The organism is Pantoea sp. C8B4 (assembly GCF_051336905.1).
Lineage (GTDB): Bacteria > Pseudomonadota > Gammaproteobacteria > Enterobacterales > Enterobacteriaceae > Pantoea > Pantoea rwandensis_B.
Map to the genome: position 1 here is coordinate 114,467 of NZ_JBGMNK010000004.1, position 15,975 is coordinate 130,441.

General features: G+C 56.7%; 11 protein-coding genes. 9 read left to right on the forward strand and 2 right to left on the reverse strand.

Features of this window, described 5'->3' with window-relative positions; genetic code table 11:
• The first annotated feature begins 47 nt into the window (after positions 1 to 47).
• The gene (gene yegD, locus ACCW76_RS06870; RefSeq protein ID WP_436338116.1) at positions 48 to 1,400 is read left to right on the forward strand and encodes a molecular chaperone; all 1,353 of its coding nucleotides are present in this window, start codon (positions 48 to 50) and stop codon (positions 1,398 to 1,400) included.
• 138 nt (positions 1,401 to 1,538) lie between these two features.
• Here yegD and ACCW76_RS06875 read toward each other — a convergent pair whose 3' ends face one another.
• Positions 1,539 to 2,879: a carbohydrate porin gene (locus tag ACCW76_RS06875; protein ID WP_436338118.1), complete on the reverse strand. Its 1,341-nt coding sequence runs from the start codon at positions 2,877 to 2,879 to the stop codon at positions 1,539 to 1,541.
• A gap of 213 nt (positions 2,880 to 3,092) precedes the next feature.
• Positions 3,093 to 4,055, reverse strand: a complete 963-nt coding sequence (locus tag ACCW76_RS06880; RefSeq protein ID WP_436338119.1) for an aldo/keto reductase — start codon at positions 4,053 to 4,055, stop codon at positions 3,093 to 3,095.
• 240 nt (positions 4,056 to 4,295) lie between these two features.
• On the opposite strand from ACCW76_RS06880, the gene ACCW76_RS06885 reads away from it, so the two are divergent.
• From ACCW76_RS06885 to baeR, 8 genes are all read left to right on the forward strand, one after another.
• On the forward strand, positions 4,296 to 5,522 hold the full coding sequence (locus ACCW76_RS06885; RefSeq protein ID WP_436338120.1) for an MdtA/MuxA family multidrug efflux RND transporter periplasmic adaptor subunit: 1,227 nt from the start codon (positions 4,296 to 4,298) through the stop codon (positions 5,520 to 5,522).
• Positions 5,522 to 8,644 carry an MdtB/MuxB family multidrug efflux RND transporter permease subunit gene (locus ACCW76_RS06890; protein WP_436338121.1) on the forward strand — a complete coding sequence of 1,041 codons (3,123 nt, stop codon included), beginning with the start codon at positions 5,522 to 5,524 and terminating at the stop codon, positions 8,642 to 8,644. Before ACCW76_RS06885 ends, ACCW76_RS06890 begins: the two co-directional genes overlap by 1 nt.
• Positions 8,641 to 11,709 (forward strand): multidrug efflux RND transporter permease subunit MdtC, encoded by a 3,069-nt coding sequence (mdtC, locus tag ACCW76_RS06895; protein ID WP_436338122.1) that lies wholly within the window; start codon positions 8,641 to 8,643, stop codon positions 11,707 to 11,709. Before ACCW76_RS06890 ends, mdtC begins: the two co-directional genes overlap by 4 nt.
• 71 nt (positions 11,710 to 11,780) lie before the next feature.
• Positions 11,781 to 12,014 carry a type II toxin-antitoxin system VapB family antitoxin gene (gene vapB, locus ACCW76_RS06900; RefSeq protein WP_436338124.1) on the forward strand — a complete coding sequence of 78 codons (234 nt, stop codon included), beginning with the start codon at positions 11,781 to 11,783 and terminating at the stop codon, positions 12,012 to 12,014.
• The gene (gene vapC / locus ACCW76_RS06905; RefSeq protein WP_200680250.1) at positions 12,014 to 12,412 is read left to right on the forward strand and encodes a type II toxin-antitoxin system tRNA(fMet)-specific endonuclease VapC; all 399 of its coding nucleotides are present in this window, start codon (positions 12,014 to 12,016) and stop codon (positions 12,410 to 12,412) included. Before vapB ends, vapC begins: the two co-directional genes overlap by 1 nt.
• A 16-nt stretch (positions 12,413 to 12,428) precedes the next feature.
• On the forward strand, positions 12,429 to 13,835 hold the full coding sequence (gene mdtD, locus ACCW76_RS06910) for a multidrug transporter subunit MdtD (RefSeq protein ID WP_436338125.1): 1,407 nt from the start codon (positions 12,429 to 12,431) through the stop codon (positions 13,833 to 13,835).
• Positions 13,832 to 15,223, forward strand: coding sequence for a two-component system sensor histidine kinase BaeS (baeS, locus tag ACCW76_RS06915; RefSeq protein WP_436338126.1), 1,392 nt, complete (start codon positions 13,832 to 13,834; stop codon positions 15,221 to 15,223). Before mdtD ends, baeS begins: the two co-directional genes overlap by 4 nt.
• Before the next feature lie 3 nt (positions 15,224 to 15,226).
• Entirely contained in the window at positions 15,227 to 15,934 is a 708-nt protein-coding gene (baeR, locus tag ACCW76_RS06920; RefSeq protein WP_038645906.1) for a two-component system response regulator BaeR, read from the forward strand.
• Positions 15,935 to 15,975 lie beyond the last annotated feature (41 nt).

Here is a 15,975-nt window from a genome sequence, read left to right on the forward strand (position 1 = left end):
GCTGGCTGCGCTAAAGTCGCCCCCTTTTTTCTGGCATGGGGGATAAAATGTTCATTGGATTCGATTACGGCACGGCCAACTGTTCTATCGCGGTCAGCGATAACGGTACACCGCGCCTGCTGACACTGGAGAAGGGTCAGCGCCTGCTTCCCTCCATGATTTGTGCACCCACGCGTGAAGCGATCAGCGAATGGCTGCACCGCCACCATCAGGTGCCAACACCGGACACCGAGGGTACCGCGCTGCTCCAGCGTGCCCTGCGCTATAACCGCGAAGAAGATATCGAAGTGACCGCGGCAAGCGTGCAGTTCGGCCTGACCGCGCTGCAACACTATATGGTGGATCCGGAAGAAGTGTGGTTCGTGAAATCACCGAAATCTTTCCTTGGCGCCAACGGCCTTAAACCACAGCAAATTGCCTTCTTCGAAGATCTGGTGTGCGCCATGATGCTGCACATTCGCCAACAGGGCGAAACCCAACTAGACCGTGCGATTGAGCAAGCCGTGATCGGCCGCCCGATCAACTTCCAGGGCCTGGGCGGCGAAGAGGCAAACCAGCAGGCGCAGGGTATTCTGCTGCGTGCGGCGAAGCGTGCGGGTTTCCGCGACGTGGAATTTCAGTTTGAACCGGTTGCCGCCGGGCTGGACTTTGAAGCCACGCTGGAGAAAGAGACGCGTGTGCTGGTGGTGGATATCGGCGGCGGTACGACCGACTGCTCGATGCTGTTGATGGGCCCAGAGTGGCGCAATAAAACCGACCGTCGTGAAAGTTTGCTGGGCCACAGTGGTTGCCGCGTGGGCGGTAACGATCTCGACATTATCCTCGCGTTCAAAACCCTGATGCCTCTGCTGGGTCTCGGTGGTAACACGCAAAAAGGCACCGCCCTGCCCGCACTGCCGTGGTGGAATGCGGTGGCGATTAACGATGTTCCGGCGCAAAGCGACTTCTACTCTGCCGCGAGCGGTAAACTGCTGCGCGATTTGATTCGCGATGCCGAGCAGGGCGATAAAGTGGCGCACCTGATGAAAGTGTGGCAACAGAAGCTAAGCTATCGTCTGGTGCGTGCCGCTGAAGAGAGCAAAATCGCGCTGTCCGAGTTGCCGGAGACCGAAGCGTCACTGGCGTTTATCGCCCAGTCATTGCAGGCTGAAATCAGTGCCGCCCAGCTGGAAGAAGCCATCAACCAGCCACTGGAGCGTATCCTGGAGCAAGTGCATCTGGCACTCGCCACCTGTGAAACCAAGCCGGAAGTGATTTACCTGACCGGCGGCAGCGCACGTTCACCGGTGCTGCGTGCGGCATTGCAGCAAGCATTGCCGGACACACCGATTGCCGGTGGCGATGACTTTGGCTCGGTCACCGCCGGTCTGGCGCGCTGGGCAGAAGTGATGTTCCGTTAATCGCTACCGCGACCTGCTCCATCGCTTACCGCTGAAGTCACTGACTCGCCGGCAGAGGCGAATGGCGTTGTGACGCTATGGGTAAGCGACAAAAAAATGGCGGCCCATCTGGCCGCCATTTTCATGGGCATCCGCGAATCAGAAGTTGATATTCGCCGCGATGCCACCGACAAACGCATCTTTCACTTCGCTCACTGCACCCGGCGCCACCACATACTGCAGGTTCGGACGCAGCTGCAGCCATTTGGTCAGCTGAGCGTTGTAATAGATCTCATAGTTATATTCCGAGCCATCCTGAATCGGCAGATAGGTCGGGCTGTTGAAGTCAGTTTCGCCGTTAGCGTTGTTCTGCTCACGCAGCGAACGGGTATAGGCGCTGTTAACGTGAATACGCGCCGCACCGACACCGATTTCATCCTGTGGACGCGCATCAAACGGCCCTTTCCAGGTGAAACTGATGGACTGGTAATTGTCGGTTTTCGACGTTTTGTGGTCGTTCATCACCGCCTGCACCGTCACGCCCAAACCACGGCTGGCGTCCCCGCCTTGCGCTGTCAATTGCTGTTGCAACAGCACATAACCGCCGTAGGCGTGATCCTGGCTCTGATAAGCCCCATCGCGCCAACTGCCGTAGTTATCGCTGTTGGCAGACGAGTAGTAATACCCGATACGGTAGTTACCCGGCAGTTTGTCGGCACCGAAAGTCGGTTTCCAGCCCAGTTCCACCGGCACCATGTTGCCTTCAGAGTTGCTGGTATCCAGACGGAAGCCATCGCCGCGATCGTAGTTCGAGCTGTTCTGGTTATAGAAGCCGACCTGGAAGAACACTTCCGGTGTGATGTTGAATTTCACACGGCCGCCCCATTGGGAGACAGGCCAGTTGAACCAGCGATCGCCACGCCAGTTACCCGCCTGACCACTACCAAAAGCAAGGTTCTGGAACTTACTGTCGAAGTTATCGAAGTCTTCACCTACGGTGACACGACCGGCTTTCAAATCCACCACATCGTTGAACAGCCCTTTACGCAACCAGAACTGTGTCAGGCGCCAGGTTTGCCCGCGACCATACACTTCCTGCACTGAAGAGAGCATACCGGTACGACGGTCGGCGACCTGATCGGAGATATTCTGGCCATTACGGTCGGTGATGGTCATCTGGAATTCTGCATCCTGCCAGTTCAGCAGTTTTTCCAGGTCAAAGTTGGCGCCAAACGCCCACTGATCGCTGTAGCGCATGGATGTGTTGGTATCCGCGCCGCCGCCGAGGTTAGAGGCGCTCTCCATGGTGTAGTTGACGTCGAATTTAATGCCGTCTTTTTCCAGCTGCGTTCGGGAACCACCCCAATCGCCAAACATGTAAGGTGAGTCATAGCTGAATGCATCAGCCGCCATTGCTGATGTACTCAACATCGCAAACATCAGGGTGCCCGCTGCCAGACGGGGCATATGCTGCACTGCTTTTTTTCTGTTCATGATCATTATTCTTTTGTGATGTGACGGGAAAGGATCGAACAGAGGATAGTGCTGGCGTTATGTCAATTTTTGCAAATATGTGCGCACTGATTGGAAGGGTGATAGTTAATTAACGCAACTGTGACAAGGGTCTATGAATGAATATTTTTTTACAGAAATGGCATTTTTTGCATGGCAAAAAAACAAAATAAAGCGGGACGCCGCAGCGTCCCGTGAGGATTACAGCTTACTGGCGCTCGCCAGTTCTTCGATTTCCTGCTTGCTCAGCTCTAATTCGGTGGCTTTCACCAGCTCATTAATCTGTTCCAGCGAGGTCGCACTCACAATCGGCGCGGTGATGCTCGGGCGCGCAATCTGCCACGCCAGAGCCACCTGAGTCGCTGACGCATCATGCGAAGCCGCGACATCTTCCAGCGCTTCAACAATGCGCTTGCCGCGCTCATTCAGGTACTTCTCAACGATGCCCTGTCCGCGCTTACTTTTGCTGGCGTCTTCCGGCTTTTTGTATTTGCCGCTCAGGAAGCCACTGGCCAGTGAGTAGTAGTTAATCACGCCGAGGCCATTTTTAACCGCCACCTGCTCCAGCCCGCTTTCATACTCCTGGCGGTCATACAGATTGTATTCTGGCTGCAGCGTTTCATAGCGCGCCAGCCCCTCTTTCTTGCTGATATCCAGCGCTTCCTGCAGGCGTTTTGCGTTGTAGTTGGAGGCGCCAATCGCGCGCACTTTGCCCTCTTTAATCAACGAATCAAAGGCTTTGAGAGTTTCAACCAGCGGCGTATCCTGGTCGTCGCGGTGCGCCTGATAGAGATCGATCACATCGGTTTGCAAACGACGCAGCGAATCTTCCACCGCCTGACGGATGTAAGCCGGTTTTAGACCGGTTTTCTCCGGAGACAGCTCCATCCCCACTTTCGTCGCCAGCACGATACTGTCGCGCTTGCCGCTTTTTTTCAGCCATTTACCAATGATAGTTTCAGACTCGCCCCCTTCATTACCGGGTGCCCAGCGCGAATAAACGTCCGCAGTATCGATAAAGAACAGCCCTTTTTCCACCAGCGCGTCGAGCAGTGAGAACGAGGTTTTCTCGTCGACTGTCCAGCCGAAAACGTTGCCGCCAAAAGTGAGAAGCGGAACCTGAATACCACTGTCGCCAAGCTGACGGGTTTTCTGTTGACTCATTTTGTTCTCCTTATTGAAACGAGACATGACTGCCTTTGAGCTTAGCAAAGGAAATCGCTGCGCTTATGCGTTTTCCTGCCAAAATGTTTACGTAATATGAATACTTAGCGCCTCAGGGGCGATATTCTTAATTCCTTCAATTTTTGCCCGGTACGGGCGACTACAATCATTTCGTTTGCGAAACAGCCATTTTGCTTTCGCATTTGGGGAATACGAAACCGCTGGAGAGCACGCAAGCAGATGAACAGTCGACTGAAAACAAGCCTGATAACGATCGTCGCGGTCGCCGCACTGGCCGGTGGATATTACTGGTGGCAGCATCCTGCGGAACCGAGTAAACAGCCGCAAGCCGAGGGCCAACAGCATCATGGTCGTGGCGCAGGCGGCGCCAATCGCCGTCCTCTGGCACCGGTGCAGGCGGCTGCCGCAACCACGCAAAGCGTGCCCTACTATCTCAGCGGACTCGGCACCGTGACCGCCGCGAATACCGTTACCGTTCGCAGCCGCGTTGACGGCCAGCTGATGGCTTTACATTTCCAGGAAGGTCAGCAGGTGGCCGCGGGTGCAGTGCTTGCCGAAATCGATCCCCGCCCTTATCAGGTCGCGTTAATTCAGGCCCAGGGACAGCTGGCAAAAGATCAGGCCACGCTCGCCAATGCACGTCGCGATCTTAGTCGCTATGAAAAACTGGCGAAAACCTCACTGGTGTCGCAGCAGGAACTGGACACACAACGCTCGCTGGTGAGTGAAACGCTGGGCACGATTAAAGCCGATGAAGGTAACGTCGCCAGCGCGCAGCTTAATCTTACCTACAGCCGCATTACCGCGCCGATCGCCGGTCGCGTCGGGCTGAAGCAGGTTGATGTCGGTAATTACATCACTTCTGGCGATACCACTGGCTTAGTGGTGATCACCGAAACCCATCCGATTGACGTGGTGTTCAGCGTCGCCGAAAACAACATTAGCCAGATTCTCAAGGCACAGAAAAGTGGACAGCCGTTGATTGTCGAAGCCTGGGATCGCAGTAACAAAACCTTGCTCACCAGCGGCACGCTGCTCAGCCTCGATAACCAGATTGATGCCACCACCGGCACCATCAAACTCAAAGCGCGCTTTGATAATCAGGATGATGCGCTGTTCCCCAATCAGTTCGTCAACGCGCGCCTGAAAGTGGACACGCTGCAGGATGCGGTGGTTATCCCAACGGCTGCGCTGCAAATGAGCAACGACGGCCACTTTGTCTGGGTGGTCAACAGCGAAAACAAAGTGAGCAAGAAGCGCGTGACGGCGGGCTTGCAGGACAGCCAGAAAGTGGTGATCAGTGCCGGGCTCGACGCCGGTGAGCGCGTGGTCACTGACGGATTGGACCGTCTGACCGAAGGTGCCACTGTTGAAGTGGTATCACCGCAAAGTACCGCCACACACAGCACGCGCGCCGCCCAGCCTGCGCGCGGAGAGCGTCAATAATGCAGGTGATGCCCCCAGACAGCAGTGGCGGCCCGTCACGCCTGTTTATTCTGCGCCCGGTGGCGACCACGCTGCTGATGATTGCCATTCTGCTGGCGGGCGTGCTCGGTTACCGCTTTCTGCCGGTATCGGCGCTGCCCGAAGTGGATTACCCGACGATTCAGGTGGTCACGCTCTATCCCGGCGCCAGCCCGGATGTGGTGACGTCCTCGATTACCGCCCCGCTTGAGCGCCAGTTCGGCCAGATGTCAGGACTGAAGCAGATGGCCTCGCAGAGTTCCGGCGGTGCCTCCGTGGTGACCTTGCAGTTCCAGCTTTCCCTCTCTTTGGATGTTGCCGAGCAGGAAGTACAGGCGGCGATCAACTCTGCCACCAATCTGCTGCCCAGCGATCTGCCCAACCCGCCGGTCTACAGTAAGGTCAATCCTGCCGATCCCCCGATCATGACGCTCGCCGTCACCACCACCAGCATGCCGCTGACGCAAGTGCAGGACATGGTCGAAACGCGCGTGGCGCAGAAAATTTCGCAGGTCACAGGTGTAGGCCTGGTGACGCTATCCGGCGGACAGCGCCCGGCCGTACGCGTGAAAATGAATACCCAGGCGCTGGCCGCATTAGGTTTGACCAGCGAAACCGTGCGCACCGCGATTACCAACGCCAACGTCAACTCCGCCAAAGGTAGCCTGGATGGCCCAACGCGCTCGATTACGCTGGCGGCCAATGACCAAATGACCTCGGCCGAAGATTACCGCAAGCTGATCATCAGCTATAACAACGGCGCGCCGGTACGCTTAGGCGATGTCGCCAGCATTGAACAAGGTGCGGAGAACAGCTGGCTCGGAGCCTGGGCTAACCGTCAGCAGGCAATTGTGCTCAACGTACAGCGCCAGCCGGGCGCCAATATCATTGCCACCGCTGACAGCATTCGTACGCTGCTGCCCTCCCTTACCGCCACGCTGCCCAAATCGGTGGACGTGAAACTGCTCACCGACCGCACCACCAATATCCGTGCATCGGTGGCGGATACGCAGCACGAGCTGATGCTGGCGATTGGTCTGGTGGTGATGATCATCTATCTGTTTCTGCGTAACGTGCCTGCCACCATCATCCCGGCCGTGGCTGTGCCGCTGTCGCTGGTCGGGACGTTTGCGGCGATGTATTTTCTTGGCTTCTCGATCAATAACCTGACGCTAATGGCACTCACCATTGCCACCGGCTTTGTGGTCGATGATGCCATCGTAGTGATCGAGAATATCTCGCGCTATATCGAAAAAGGCGAAAAGCCGATGACGGCAGCGCTGAAAGGCGCGGGCGAAATCGGCTTCACCATTATCTCCCTCACCTTCTCGCTGATTGCGGTGCTGATCCCGCTGCTGTTTATGGGCGATGTGATTGGTCGCCTGTTCCGTGAGTTTGCGGTGACGCTGGCGGTGGCGATACTGATCTCCGCCGTGGTATCGCTCACGCTGACGCCGATGATGTGTGCACGCATGCTCAGCGCCGAATCGTTGCGCAAACAGAACCGTTTTTCCCGCGCCAGTGAAGCGATGTTTGATCGGGTGATTGCCGGTTATGGCCGCTGGCTAACCCGCGTATTGCAACATCCATGGATCACATTGTCGGTGGCGCTCGGCACCCTGCTGCTGACGGTGTTGATGTGGATCGCCATCCCGAAAGGCTTTTTCCCGCAGCAGGACAACGGCATTATTCAGGGCACCTTGCAGGCGCCGCAGTCGGTGTCGTACAGCAGCATGGCGGAACGCACGCGCGATGTGGCGTCGATCATCATGAAAGATCCGGCGGTGCAGAGCATGACGTCGTTTGTCGGCGTCGATGGTACCAATGCAGCACTGAACAGCGCACGTTTGCAGATCAACCTGAAACCGCTGAGTGAGCGTGATGACCGCATTCCCGCGGTGCAGAAACGCCTGCAGCAAGAGATTGATAAAGTGCCTGGCGTCTCACTGTGGCTGCAGCCCGTGCAGGATTTGACCATTGAAACCCAGGCAAGCCGCACGCCGTACCAGTTCACGCTGCAATCGGGCTCGCTGGAATCACTCAGCACCTGGGTACCGAAGCTGCTGGCACAACTCAATAGCTTGCCGCAGCTGCGTGACGTCAGCAGCGACTGGCAGGATCAGGGGCTGGAAGCCTTTATCCGCGTCGATCGCGACAGCGCCAGCCGTCTCGGTATCACCATGGCGGATGTCGATAACGCGCTGTACAACGCCTTCGGTCAACGATTGATCTCCACCATTTATACCCAGGCCAATCAGTATCGCGTGGTACTGGAGCAGAACAATGAGCAAACGCCGGGGCTGGCCAGTCTCGACGGTATTCGGCTGACCAGCACCGATGGCGGCAGCGTGCCGCTCAGTGCCATCGCGCAGATCGAAGAGCGTCATGCGGCGTTGAGCATTAATCACCTCGATCAATTCCCGTCAGCCACTTTCTCGTTTGATGTCGCCGAAGGCTATTCGCTGGGCGAAGCGGTGAAAGCCATCAGTGCAGCCGAAGATCAGGTCGGCATGCCGGCCGAAATGATGACGCAGTTCCAGGGCAGCACGCTGGCGTTTGAAGCGGCGCTCACCAGTACCGTGTGGCTGATTATCGCGGCGGTGGTGGCGATGTATATCGTGCTCGGTGTGCTGTATGAGAGCTTTATCCATCCGATCACCATTCTCTCCACGCTGCCAACAGCGGGTGTGGGCGCGCTGCTGGCGCTGATGCTGAGCGGCAATGAGCTGGATATTATCGCCATCATTGGCATTATCTTGCTGATTGGTATCGTGAAGAAAAACGCCATCATGATGATCGACTTTGCGCTGGCCGCCGAGCGTGAGCAAGGTATGGCACCGCGTGACGCGATCTATCAGGCTTGTTTACTGCGTTTCCGTCCGATTCTAATGACCACCATGGCGGCACTGCTCGGTGCCTTGCCATTGATGTTGAGCACCGGTGTTGGCGCTGAACTGCGCCATCCTTTAGGCATTGCCATGGTCGGCGGCTTGATCCTCAGCCAAATCCTGACGTTGTTTACCACGCCAGTGATCTATCTGCTGTTTGACCGACTGGCCCACGCCACGCGCCGTCGCTTTAAGCGTTCTGAGGCGCAGCCGTGAAGTTCTTCGCACTGTTTATCCATCGGCCAGTGGCAACCACGCTGCTGACGCTGGCGATTGCGCTGGCCGGTATTCTCGGTTTCCGCCTGCTGCCGGTGGCCCCGCTGCCGCAGCTGGATTTCCCGGTGATCGTGATTACCGCTTCGCTGCCCGGCGCGTCGCCTGAAACTATGGCGGCTTCGGTCGCCACGCCGCTGGAACGTTCGCTGGGGCGCATTGCCGGTGTCAGTGAAATGACCTCCACCAGTTCACTCGGCAGCACGCGCGTGATTCTGGTGTTTGATTTTGACCGCGACATCAACGGCGCAGCGCGTGACGTGCAGGCCGCGATCAACGCCGCACAAAGCCTGCTGCCGACCGGCATGCCGAGCCGTCCGACCTATCGCAAAGCGAACCCGTCAGATGCACCGATCATGATCCTGACGCTGACCTCGGACATTTATAATCCCGGTCAGCTGTATGATTACGCTTCAACGCAACTGGCGCAGAAGCTGTCGCAGATTCAGGGTGTCGGTGATGTGACCGTGGGCGGCAGTTCGCTGCCTGCGGTGCGCGTCGATCTCAACCCGCAGGCATTGTTTAATCAGGGCGTATCACTGGATGCGGTACGTACCGCCATCAGCAACGCCAACCAGCGCCGTCCGCAAGGGGCGATTGATGATGTGCAGCAGCGCTGGCAGGTACGCACCAACGATGAACTGCAAACCGCCAGCGAATATCAGCCGCTGGTGGTGCATTACAGCAATGGCGCAGCCGTCCGCCTGAGCGATGTCGCCAACGTGCAGGATTCGGTGCAGGACGTGCGCAACGCCGGGATGACCAATGGCAAACCGGCGGTGCTGCTGGTGGTGCGCAAATCGCCGGATGCCAACATCATTGAAACCGTCGATCGAATTCGCAGCGAGATGCCGCTACTGCATGAAGTGATCCCCGCCGCCATCGATTTACAGATCGCGCAGGACCGTTCCCCCACCATTCGCGCCTCGCTGCAGGAAGTGGAGCAGTCATTGATGATTGCGGTTGCGCTGGTGATTCTGGTGGTGTTTGTCTTCCTGCGGGATGGACGCGCCACCTTAATCCCTGCCGCCGCCGTGCCGGTTTCGCTGATTGGTACTTTCGCCGCCATGTATCTGTGCGGTTTTAGCCTCAACAACCTGTCGCTGATGGCACTCACCATCGCCACCGGATTTGTCGTCGATGATGCGATTGTGGTGCTGGAAAATATCGCGCGTCACGTCGAAGCAGGGATGAAACCGCTACAGGCGGCGCTAACCGGCGTGCGCGAAGTGGGCTTTACCGTGCTGTCGATGAGTCTGTCGCTGATTGCCGTGTTCCTGCCGCTGCTGATGCTGGGCGGCATTATTGGGCGCTTCTTCTCGGAATTTGCCATCACGCTGTCGGTGGCGATCCTGATCTCACTGTTTATCTCCATCACACTGACGCCAATGATGTGCGCCTACCTGTTGAAACCGCAGGAAAAGCGCAGCCAGCCGCGCACGCGGGGTTTTGCCAAAGTGATGCTGAGTGTGCAAAACGGCTACGCGCGCTCGTTGGGATGGGTGCTGAACCACGCCATCTGGGTACTGATGCTGCTGCTCGCCACCGTTGGGCTGACCGTGTATCTGTTTATCTCGATCCCCAAAACCTTTATGCCGGAGCAGGACACCGGACGACTGAACGGTTTTATCTCGGCGGATCAGAGCATTTCGTTCCAGGCGATGCGCGGCAAGCTGCAGGACTTTATGAACATCATCAAGGCCGATCCGGCGGTGGATAACGTCACTGGCTTTACCGGCGGTTCGCGCACCAACAGCGGTTCGATGTTCGTCTCACTCAAGCCGCTGTCGGAGCGCAGTGAAAACGCCCAGGAAGTGATTGCGCGCCTGCGCACCAAGCTGGCGAAAGAGCCGGGCGCCAACCTGTATCTCAACGCGGTGCAGGATATTCGCATCGGTGGACGTGAATCCAATGCCAGCTATCAGTACAGCTTGCTGTCGGATAATCTCGCCGACCTGCGTGAGTGGGAGCCGAAAATTCGTCAGGCATTTTCCGCGTTGCCGGAGTTGGTAGACGTGAACTCCGATCAGCAAGACAAAGGCAGTGAGATGGATCTGACCTACGACCGTGAAAGTATGGCGCGACTGGGCATTGAGGTGTCGACCGCCAACGCGCTGTTGAACAATGCTTTCGGTCAACGGCAGATCTCTACCATTTATCAGCCGCTGAACCAGTACAAGGTGGTGATGGAGGTCGATCCGCGCTACACCCAGGATATCAGTGCGCTGGATCAGATGTTCGTGATCAACAATGATGGCAAAGCGATCCCGCTCAGCTGGTTCGCCAAATGGCAGCCCGCCAATGCACCACTGTCGGTGAACCATGAAGGTTTGTCTGCCGCCTCAACCATTTCGTTCAATCTGCCGGAAGGCGTGTCGTTATCTCAGGCTTCAGAGGCGGTTGAACGCACCATGACGGCGCTCGGTGTGCCCTCCAGCGTGCGCGGCAGTTTTGCCGGCACCGCGCAGGTGTTCGAGCAGTCGCAATCCAATCAGCTGTATCTGATGCTGGCAGCGATTGCCGCGGTGTATATCGTGCTGGGGATTTTGTACGAGAGCTATGTGCATCCGCTGACCATCCTCTCGACTTTGCCCTCGGCGGGCGTGGGGGCGCTGCTGGCGCTGGAGCTGTTTAATACGCCGTTCAGTTTAATTGCGCTGATTGGCATTTTGCTGCTGATCGGCATCGTGAAGAAGAATGCCATCATGATGGTGGATTTCGCGCTGGAGGCACAGCGCAACGGCAATCTCAGCGCGCGTGATGCGATCTTCATGGCGTGTCAGCTGCGCTTCCGCCCGATTCTAATGACCACGCTGGCCGCGCTGTTTGGTGCACTGCCGCTGGTGCTGACCAGCGGCGATGGTGCCGAACTGCGCCAGCCGCTGGGGATCACTATTGCAGGCGGATTGGTGATGAGCCAGCTACTCACGCTCTACACCACGCCGGTGGTGTTTCTGATGATGGATAAGCTGAGTCGGCGTAAAAAAACGGCATTGATTACCGAATGACCATGCTATACACCTTTGCTACATAGCATAAAGCGAGTAAACTTTATCCAGTCACTATGAAGGAGGTTTATATGTCTCAAGGTACAGTGTTTACCAATAATCGTACGCAAAACGTGCGTATTCCTGCTGACGTGCGCTTTCCAGATAATGTGAAAAATGTCACGGTACGTGCGATTGGCAAAGAGCGCATTCTCACACCAATAGAAAACGCCTGGGATAGCTTTTTCCTCGATGGCCCCAGCGTAAGCGATGATTTTATGAATGAACGTGCGTCACAGGAGCAATCTGACAGGGAAGATATTTAATGCATCGCTATATGCTGGATACCAACATCGTTATCTATGTCATCAAACGCCGCCCGATTGAGGTTTTAGAACGCTTTAATGCCAACGTCGGGCGCATGGTCATCTCATCGATTACGCTTGCTGAACTCGTTCATGGTGCGGAGAAAAGTGCTTTTCCTGAAAGGAATCTACGCACTGTTGAAGACTTTATTTCCCGTCTGGACGTACTCAGTTACGACCAAAAGGCAGCATTTCATTACGGCTCGATTCGCGCTGAGCTTGAAAAGAAAGGCACCCCCATTGGTCTGAATGATTTGCACATCGCTGCACATGCGAGAAGTGAAGCGCTAACACTCATTACCAACAACCTGCGCGAATTTTCACGGGTGAACGGGTTAATCAGCGACAACTGGCTTTAATACAACGGTACTCTCCATGAACTCGCAAAACGCCACCGTGCGCTGGCAGCTGTGGATCGTCGCCTTCGGCTTCTTTATGCAGGCGCTGGATACCACCATCGTGAATACCGCCATCCCTTCGATGGCGCGCGACCTCAACGTCAGCCCACTCAACATGCATTCGGTGATCGTGTCGTATGTGCTCACGGTGGCGGTGACACTGCCGATCAGCGGCTGGCTGGCGGATCGCTTCGGCGTGCGCAACATTTTCTTCTGCGCCATTGTGCTGTTCAGCATCGGATCGGTGCTGTGCGCCTTCTCCACCTCACTCGATCAACTGGTGATGGCGCGTGTGGTGCAAGGCGTGGGCGGTGCAATGATGGTGCCGGTGGGGCGTTTGACCGTAATGAAAATCGTGCCGCGCGAACAGTACATGTCGGCGATGACCTTTGTCACCACGCCCGGTCAAATCGGTCCGCTGCTCGGCCCGGCGTTGGGTGGGATTTTGGTGCAGTACGCCAGCTGGCACTGGATTTTCCTGATCAACATTCCGGTCGGCATTATCGGTGCGATTGCCACCCTGATGCTGATGCCCAATTACACCATGCAAACCAAACGCTTTGATTTCCTCGGCTTCGTGCTGCTGGCGGTTGGCATGGCAACGTTGACGCTGGCGCTCGACGGTCAGCGCAGCACCGGCGGTTCCCCGCTGCTGCTCGGCCTGTTGATTCTGGTCGGTGTGTTCTCCCTGCTGTTCTACCTGATGCACGGCCGCAATAACGACAATGCGCTGTTTAGCCTCAAGCTGTTCGACAACCGTATTTATTCGATTGGCCTGCTCGGCAGCTTCACCGGCCGTATCGGTAGCGGCATGCTGCCGTTTATGACACCGATCTTTCTACAGGTGGGCCTCGGCTACAGCCCATTCCACGCCGGATTGATGATGATCCCGATGGTGCTGGGCAATATGGGCACCAAACGCGTGGTGGTGCGCATCGTGAATCTGTTCGGCTACCGTAATGCGCTGGTCGGTGCGACAGTCGCGCTGGCGCTGGTGGTATTGCTGTTCCCGACAGTGGCGCTGCTCGGTTGGGTGTGGATGCTGCCGGTGGTTCTGCTACTGCAAGGAATGGTGAATGCCATCCGCTTCTCCTCAATGAATACTTTAACGCTGAAAGAGTTGCCGGATGATTTGGCCTCCAGCGGCAACAGCTTGCTCTCGATGATCATGCAGTTGTCGATGAGTATTGGCGTCACGGTGGCCGGTTTACTGCTGGGTGCCTTCGCACACGGTGCCGTGACCAACAGCGCCGCCGCGCATCAAACCTTTATTTATACCTATCTGTGCATGGCGTTAGTGATTGTGTTGCCGGCACTGGTGTTCTGGCGCGTACCCAAAGATGTGAGTAAGAACGTGGATCTCAGAGGCAGGAGAAAAGCATGAAGCAGCCGGTGAAACTCGGCATTGGCGCCAAGCTGTTTGTGGCGATTTTTTCCACCTGCATGCTGGTGATCATCACCATGCACTGGGGCGTGCGCCTCAGCTTTGAGCATGGCTTTGTCGATTACATCAAAAAGGGCAATGAGCAACGCTTAACCCTGCTGAGCGATGCACTGGCGGATCAGTACGAGCAGCACGGCGACTGGGATTTCCTGCGGAACAACGATCGGCTGATTTTCACCATTCTGCGTTCGATGGAACAAAATCCCGGCAGCAGTACGCAGCTACCGCCACACGGCTGGCGCACCCAATTCTGGATTATTGATCAGCAGTATAAAGTGTTGTCCGGGCCGCACTCGCCGGTGCCGCCGGAAGGCACCCGTCGCAACATCACCACCAGCACCGGCAAAGTGGTGGGTTGGGTGATCGCCTCGCCCGCTGAGCGGTTAACACGCAGCACCGATATCAACTTTGATCTGCAGCAGCGGCGTACCAGCTGGATGATCGTCACGCTCACCACGCTGCTGGCGGCGCTGGTCACCTGGCTACTGGCGCGTGGCTTGCTCGCCCCGGTGAAACGGCTGGTGGATGGCACCCACGAGCTGGCGGCAGGTAAATTTTCCACACGTGTGGAAGTGGGCAGCAGTGATGAAATCGGCCAGCTGGCGCGCGATTTTAACCAGCTCGCCAGTTCGCTGGAAAAGAACGAGAGTAACCGCCGCGCTTTTATGGCCGATATCTCCCACGAACTGCGCACGCCGCTGGCGATCATGCGCGGTGAGCTGGAAGCGATGCAGGATGGTGTGCGCAAGCTGACGCCGGAAGCCATCACCTCACTGCAGAGCGAAGTGGTGGTGCTGACCAAACTGGTGGACGATCTGCATCAGCTGTCGCTGTCTGACGCGGGCGCCCTCGCCTACCGCAAACAGCCGGTGGATGTGGTGAATCTGCTGGAAGTGGTGGCGGGCAGCTTCGGCGAGCGCTATCGCAGCCGGGATTTAACGCTCACTCTCGCACTGCCGTACAAAGCGGAAAGCTTTGGCGATCCCGATCGTTTAATGCAGTTGTTCACGAATCTGCTGGAGAATAGCCTGCGCTACACGGATGCCGGTGGCGAAGTACGGGTCAGCCTGCAGCAACACGGCGAATACTGGCAGTTACGCTTTGCGGATAGCGCGCCTGGCGTGGACGCTGAGCATCAGGCACATCTTTTTGAGCGTTTTTTCCGCGCTGAAAGTTCACGCAATCGCGCCAGCGGCGGCTCTGGATTGGGTCTGGCGATCTGTAAAAACATTGTTGAAGCACACAGCGGCAGCATTTCTGCGGATCACTCTGATTTAGGTGGGCTGCAAATCGCGCTAAACTTGCCGTATGTTCCTCACCAGAAATAGCTTATGAGCCCGGATAATCACGATCCACTGATCCTTGTTGTTGAAGATGAACCCAAACTGGCGCAGCTGATGATTGATTATCTGCAGGCGTCCAACTATCGCACTCATCATATTGCGGATGGCAATGAGGTGCTGAGCTATGTGCAGCACTCGCCGCCAGATTTGATGCTGCTGGATTTGATGCTGCCGGGCCGTGATGGCTTAACGCTGTGCCGCGAGATCCGCCGTTTCTCTGAGCTGCCGATCATTATGGTCACCGCGCGCACCGAGGAAATTGACCGCTTGCTGGGGCTGGAGATTGGCGCAGACGATTACATCTGCAAGCCTTTCAGCCCGCGTGAAGTGGTGGCGCGTGTGAAAACCATTCTGCGCCGCGTGAAACGTTCGCCGGAAGAGGCGCAACTCGCCTCGCATCTGCTGATTGATGAAGGACGTTTTCAGGCCAGCTGGCGTGAACAGCAGCTGGAACTGACCCCTGCTGAATTCCGCTTGCTGAAAACCCTGGCGCTGGAGCCGGGTAAAGTGTTCTCGCGCGAACAGTTGCTGAACCATCTTTATGACGATTATCGCGTGGTCACCGACCGTACTATCGATAGCCATATCAAGAACCTGCGTCGTAAGCTGGAAAACCTCGATGCGGAACAGCCGTTTATTCGCGCGGTGTACGGCATGGGTTATCGCTGGGAAGCGGACGTCTGTCGCCTGATGTAGCGCTTAGCTTGATGTAGATCAATTTACTTCAGCGGCGGCCC

What these genes read in the sequence shown, in the direction of transcription:
- yegD (WP_436338116.1), top strand. Translation starts at nt 48, where the DNA reads ATGTTCATTGGATTCGATTACGGCACGGCCAACTGTTCTATCGCGGTC.
- ACCW76_RS06875 (WP_436338118.1), bottom strand. Translation starts at nt 2,879, where the DNA reads ATGATCATGAACAGAAAAAAAGCAGTGCAGCATATGCCCCGTCTGGCA.
- ACCW76_RS06880 (WP_436338119.1), bottom strand. Translation starts at nt 4,055, where the DNA reads ATGAGTCAACAGAAAACCCGTCAGCTTGGCGACAGTGGTATTCAGGTT.
- ACCW76_RS06885 (WP_436338120.1), top strand. Translation starts at nt 4,296, where the DNA reads ATGAACAGTCGACTGAAAACAAGCCTGATAACGATCGTCGCGGTCGCC.
- ACCW76_RS06890 (WP_436338121.1), top strand. Translation starts at nt 5,522, where the DNA reads ATGCAGGTGATGCCCCCAGACAGCAGTGGCGGCCCGTCACGCCTGTTT.
- vapB (WP_436338124.1), top strand. Translation starts at nt 11,781, where the DNA reads ATGTCTCAAGGTACAGTGTTTACCAATAATCGTACGCAAAACGTGCGT.
- vapC (WP_200680250.1), top strand. Translation starts at nt 12,014, where the DNA reads ATGCATCGCTATATGCTGGATACCAACATCGTTATCTATGTCATCAAA.
- mdtD (WP_436338125.1), top strand. Translation starts at nt 12,429, where the DNA reads ATGAACTCGCAAAACGCCACCGTGCGCTGGCAGCTGTGGATCGTCGCC.
- baeS (WP_436338126.1), top strand. Translation starts at nt 13,832, where the DNA reads ATGAAGCAGCCGGTGAAACTCGGCATTGGCGCCAAGCTGTTTGTGGCG.
- baeR (WP_038645906.1), top strand. Translation starts at nt 15,227, where the DNA reads ATGAGCCCGGATAATCACGATCCACTGATCCTTGTTGTTGAAGATGAA.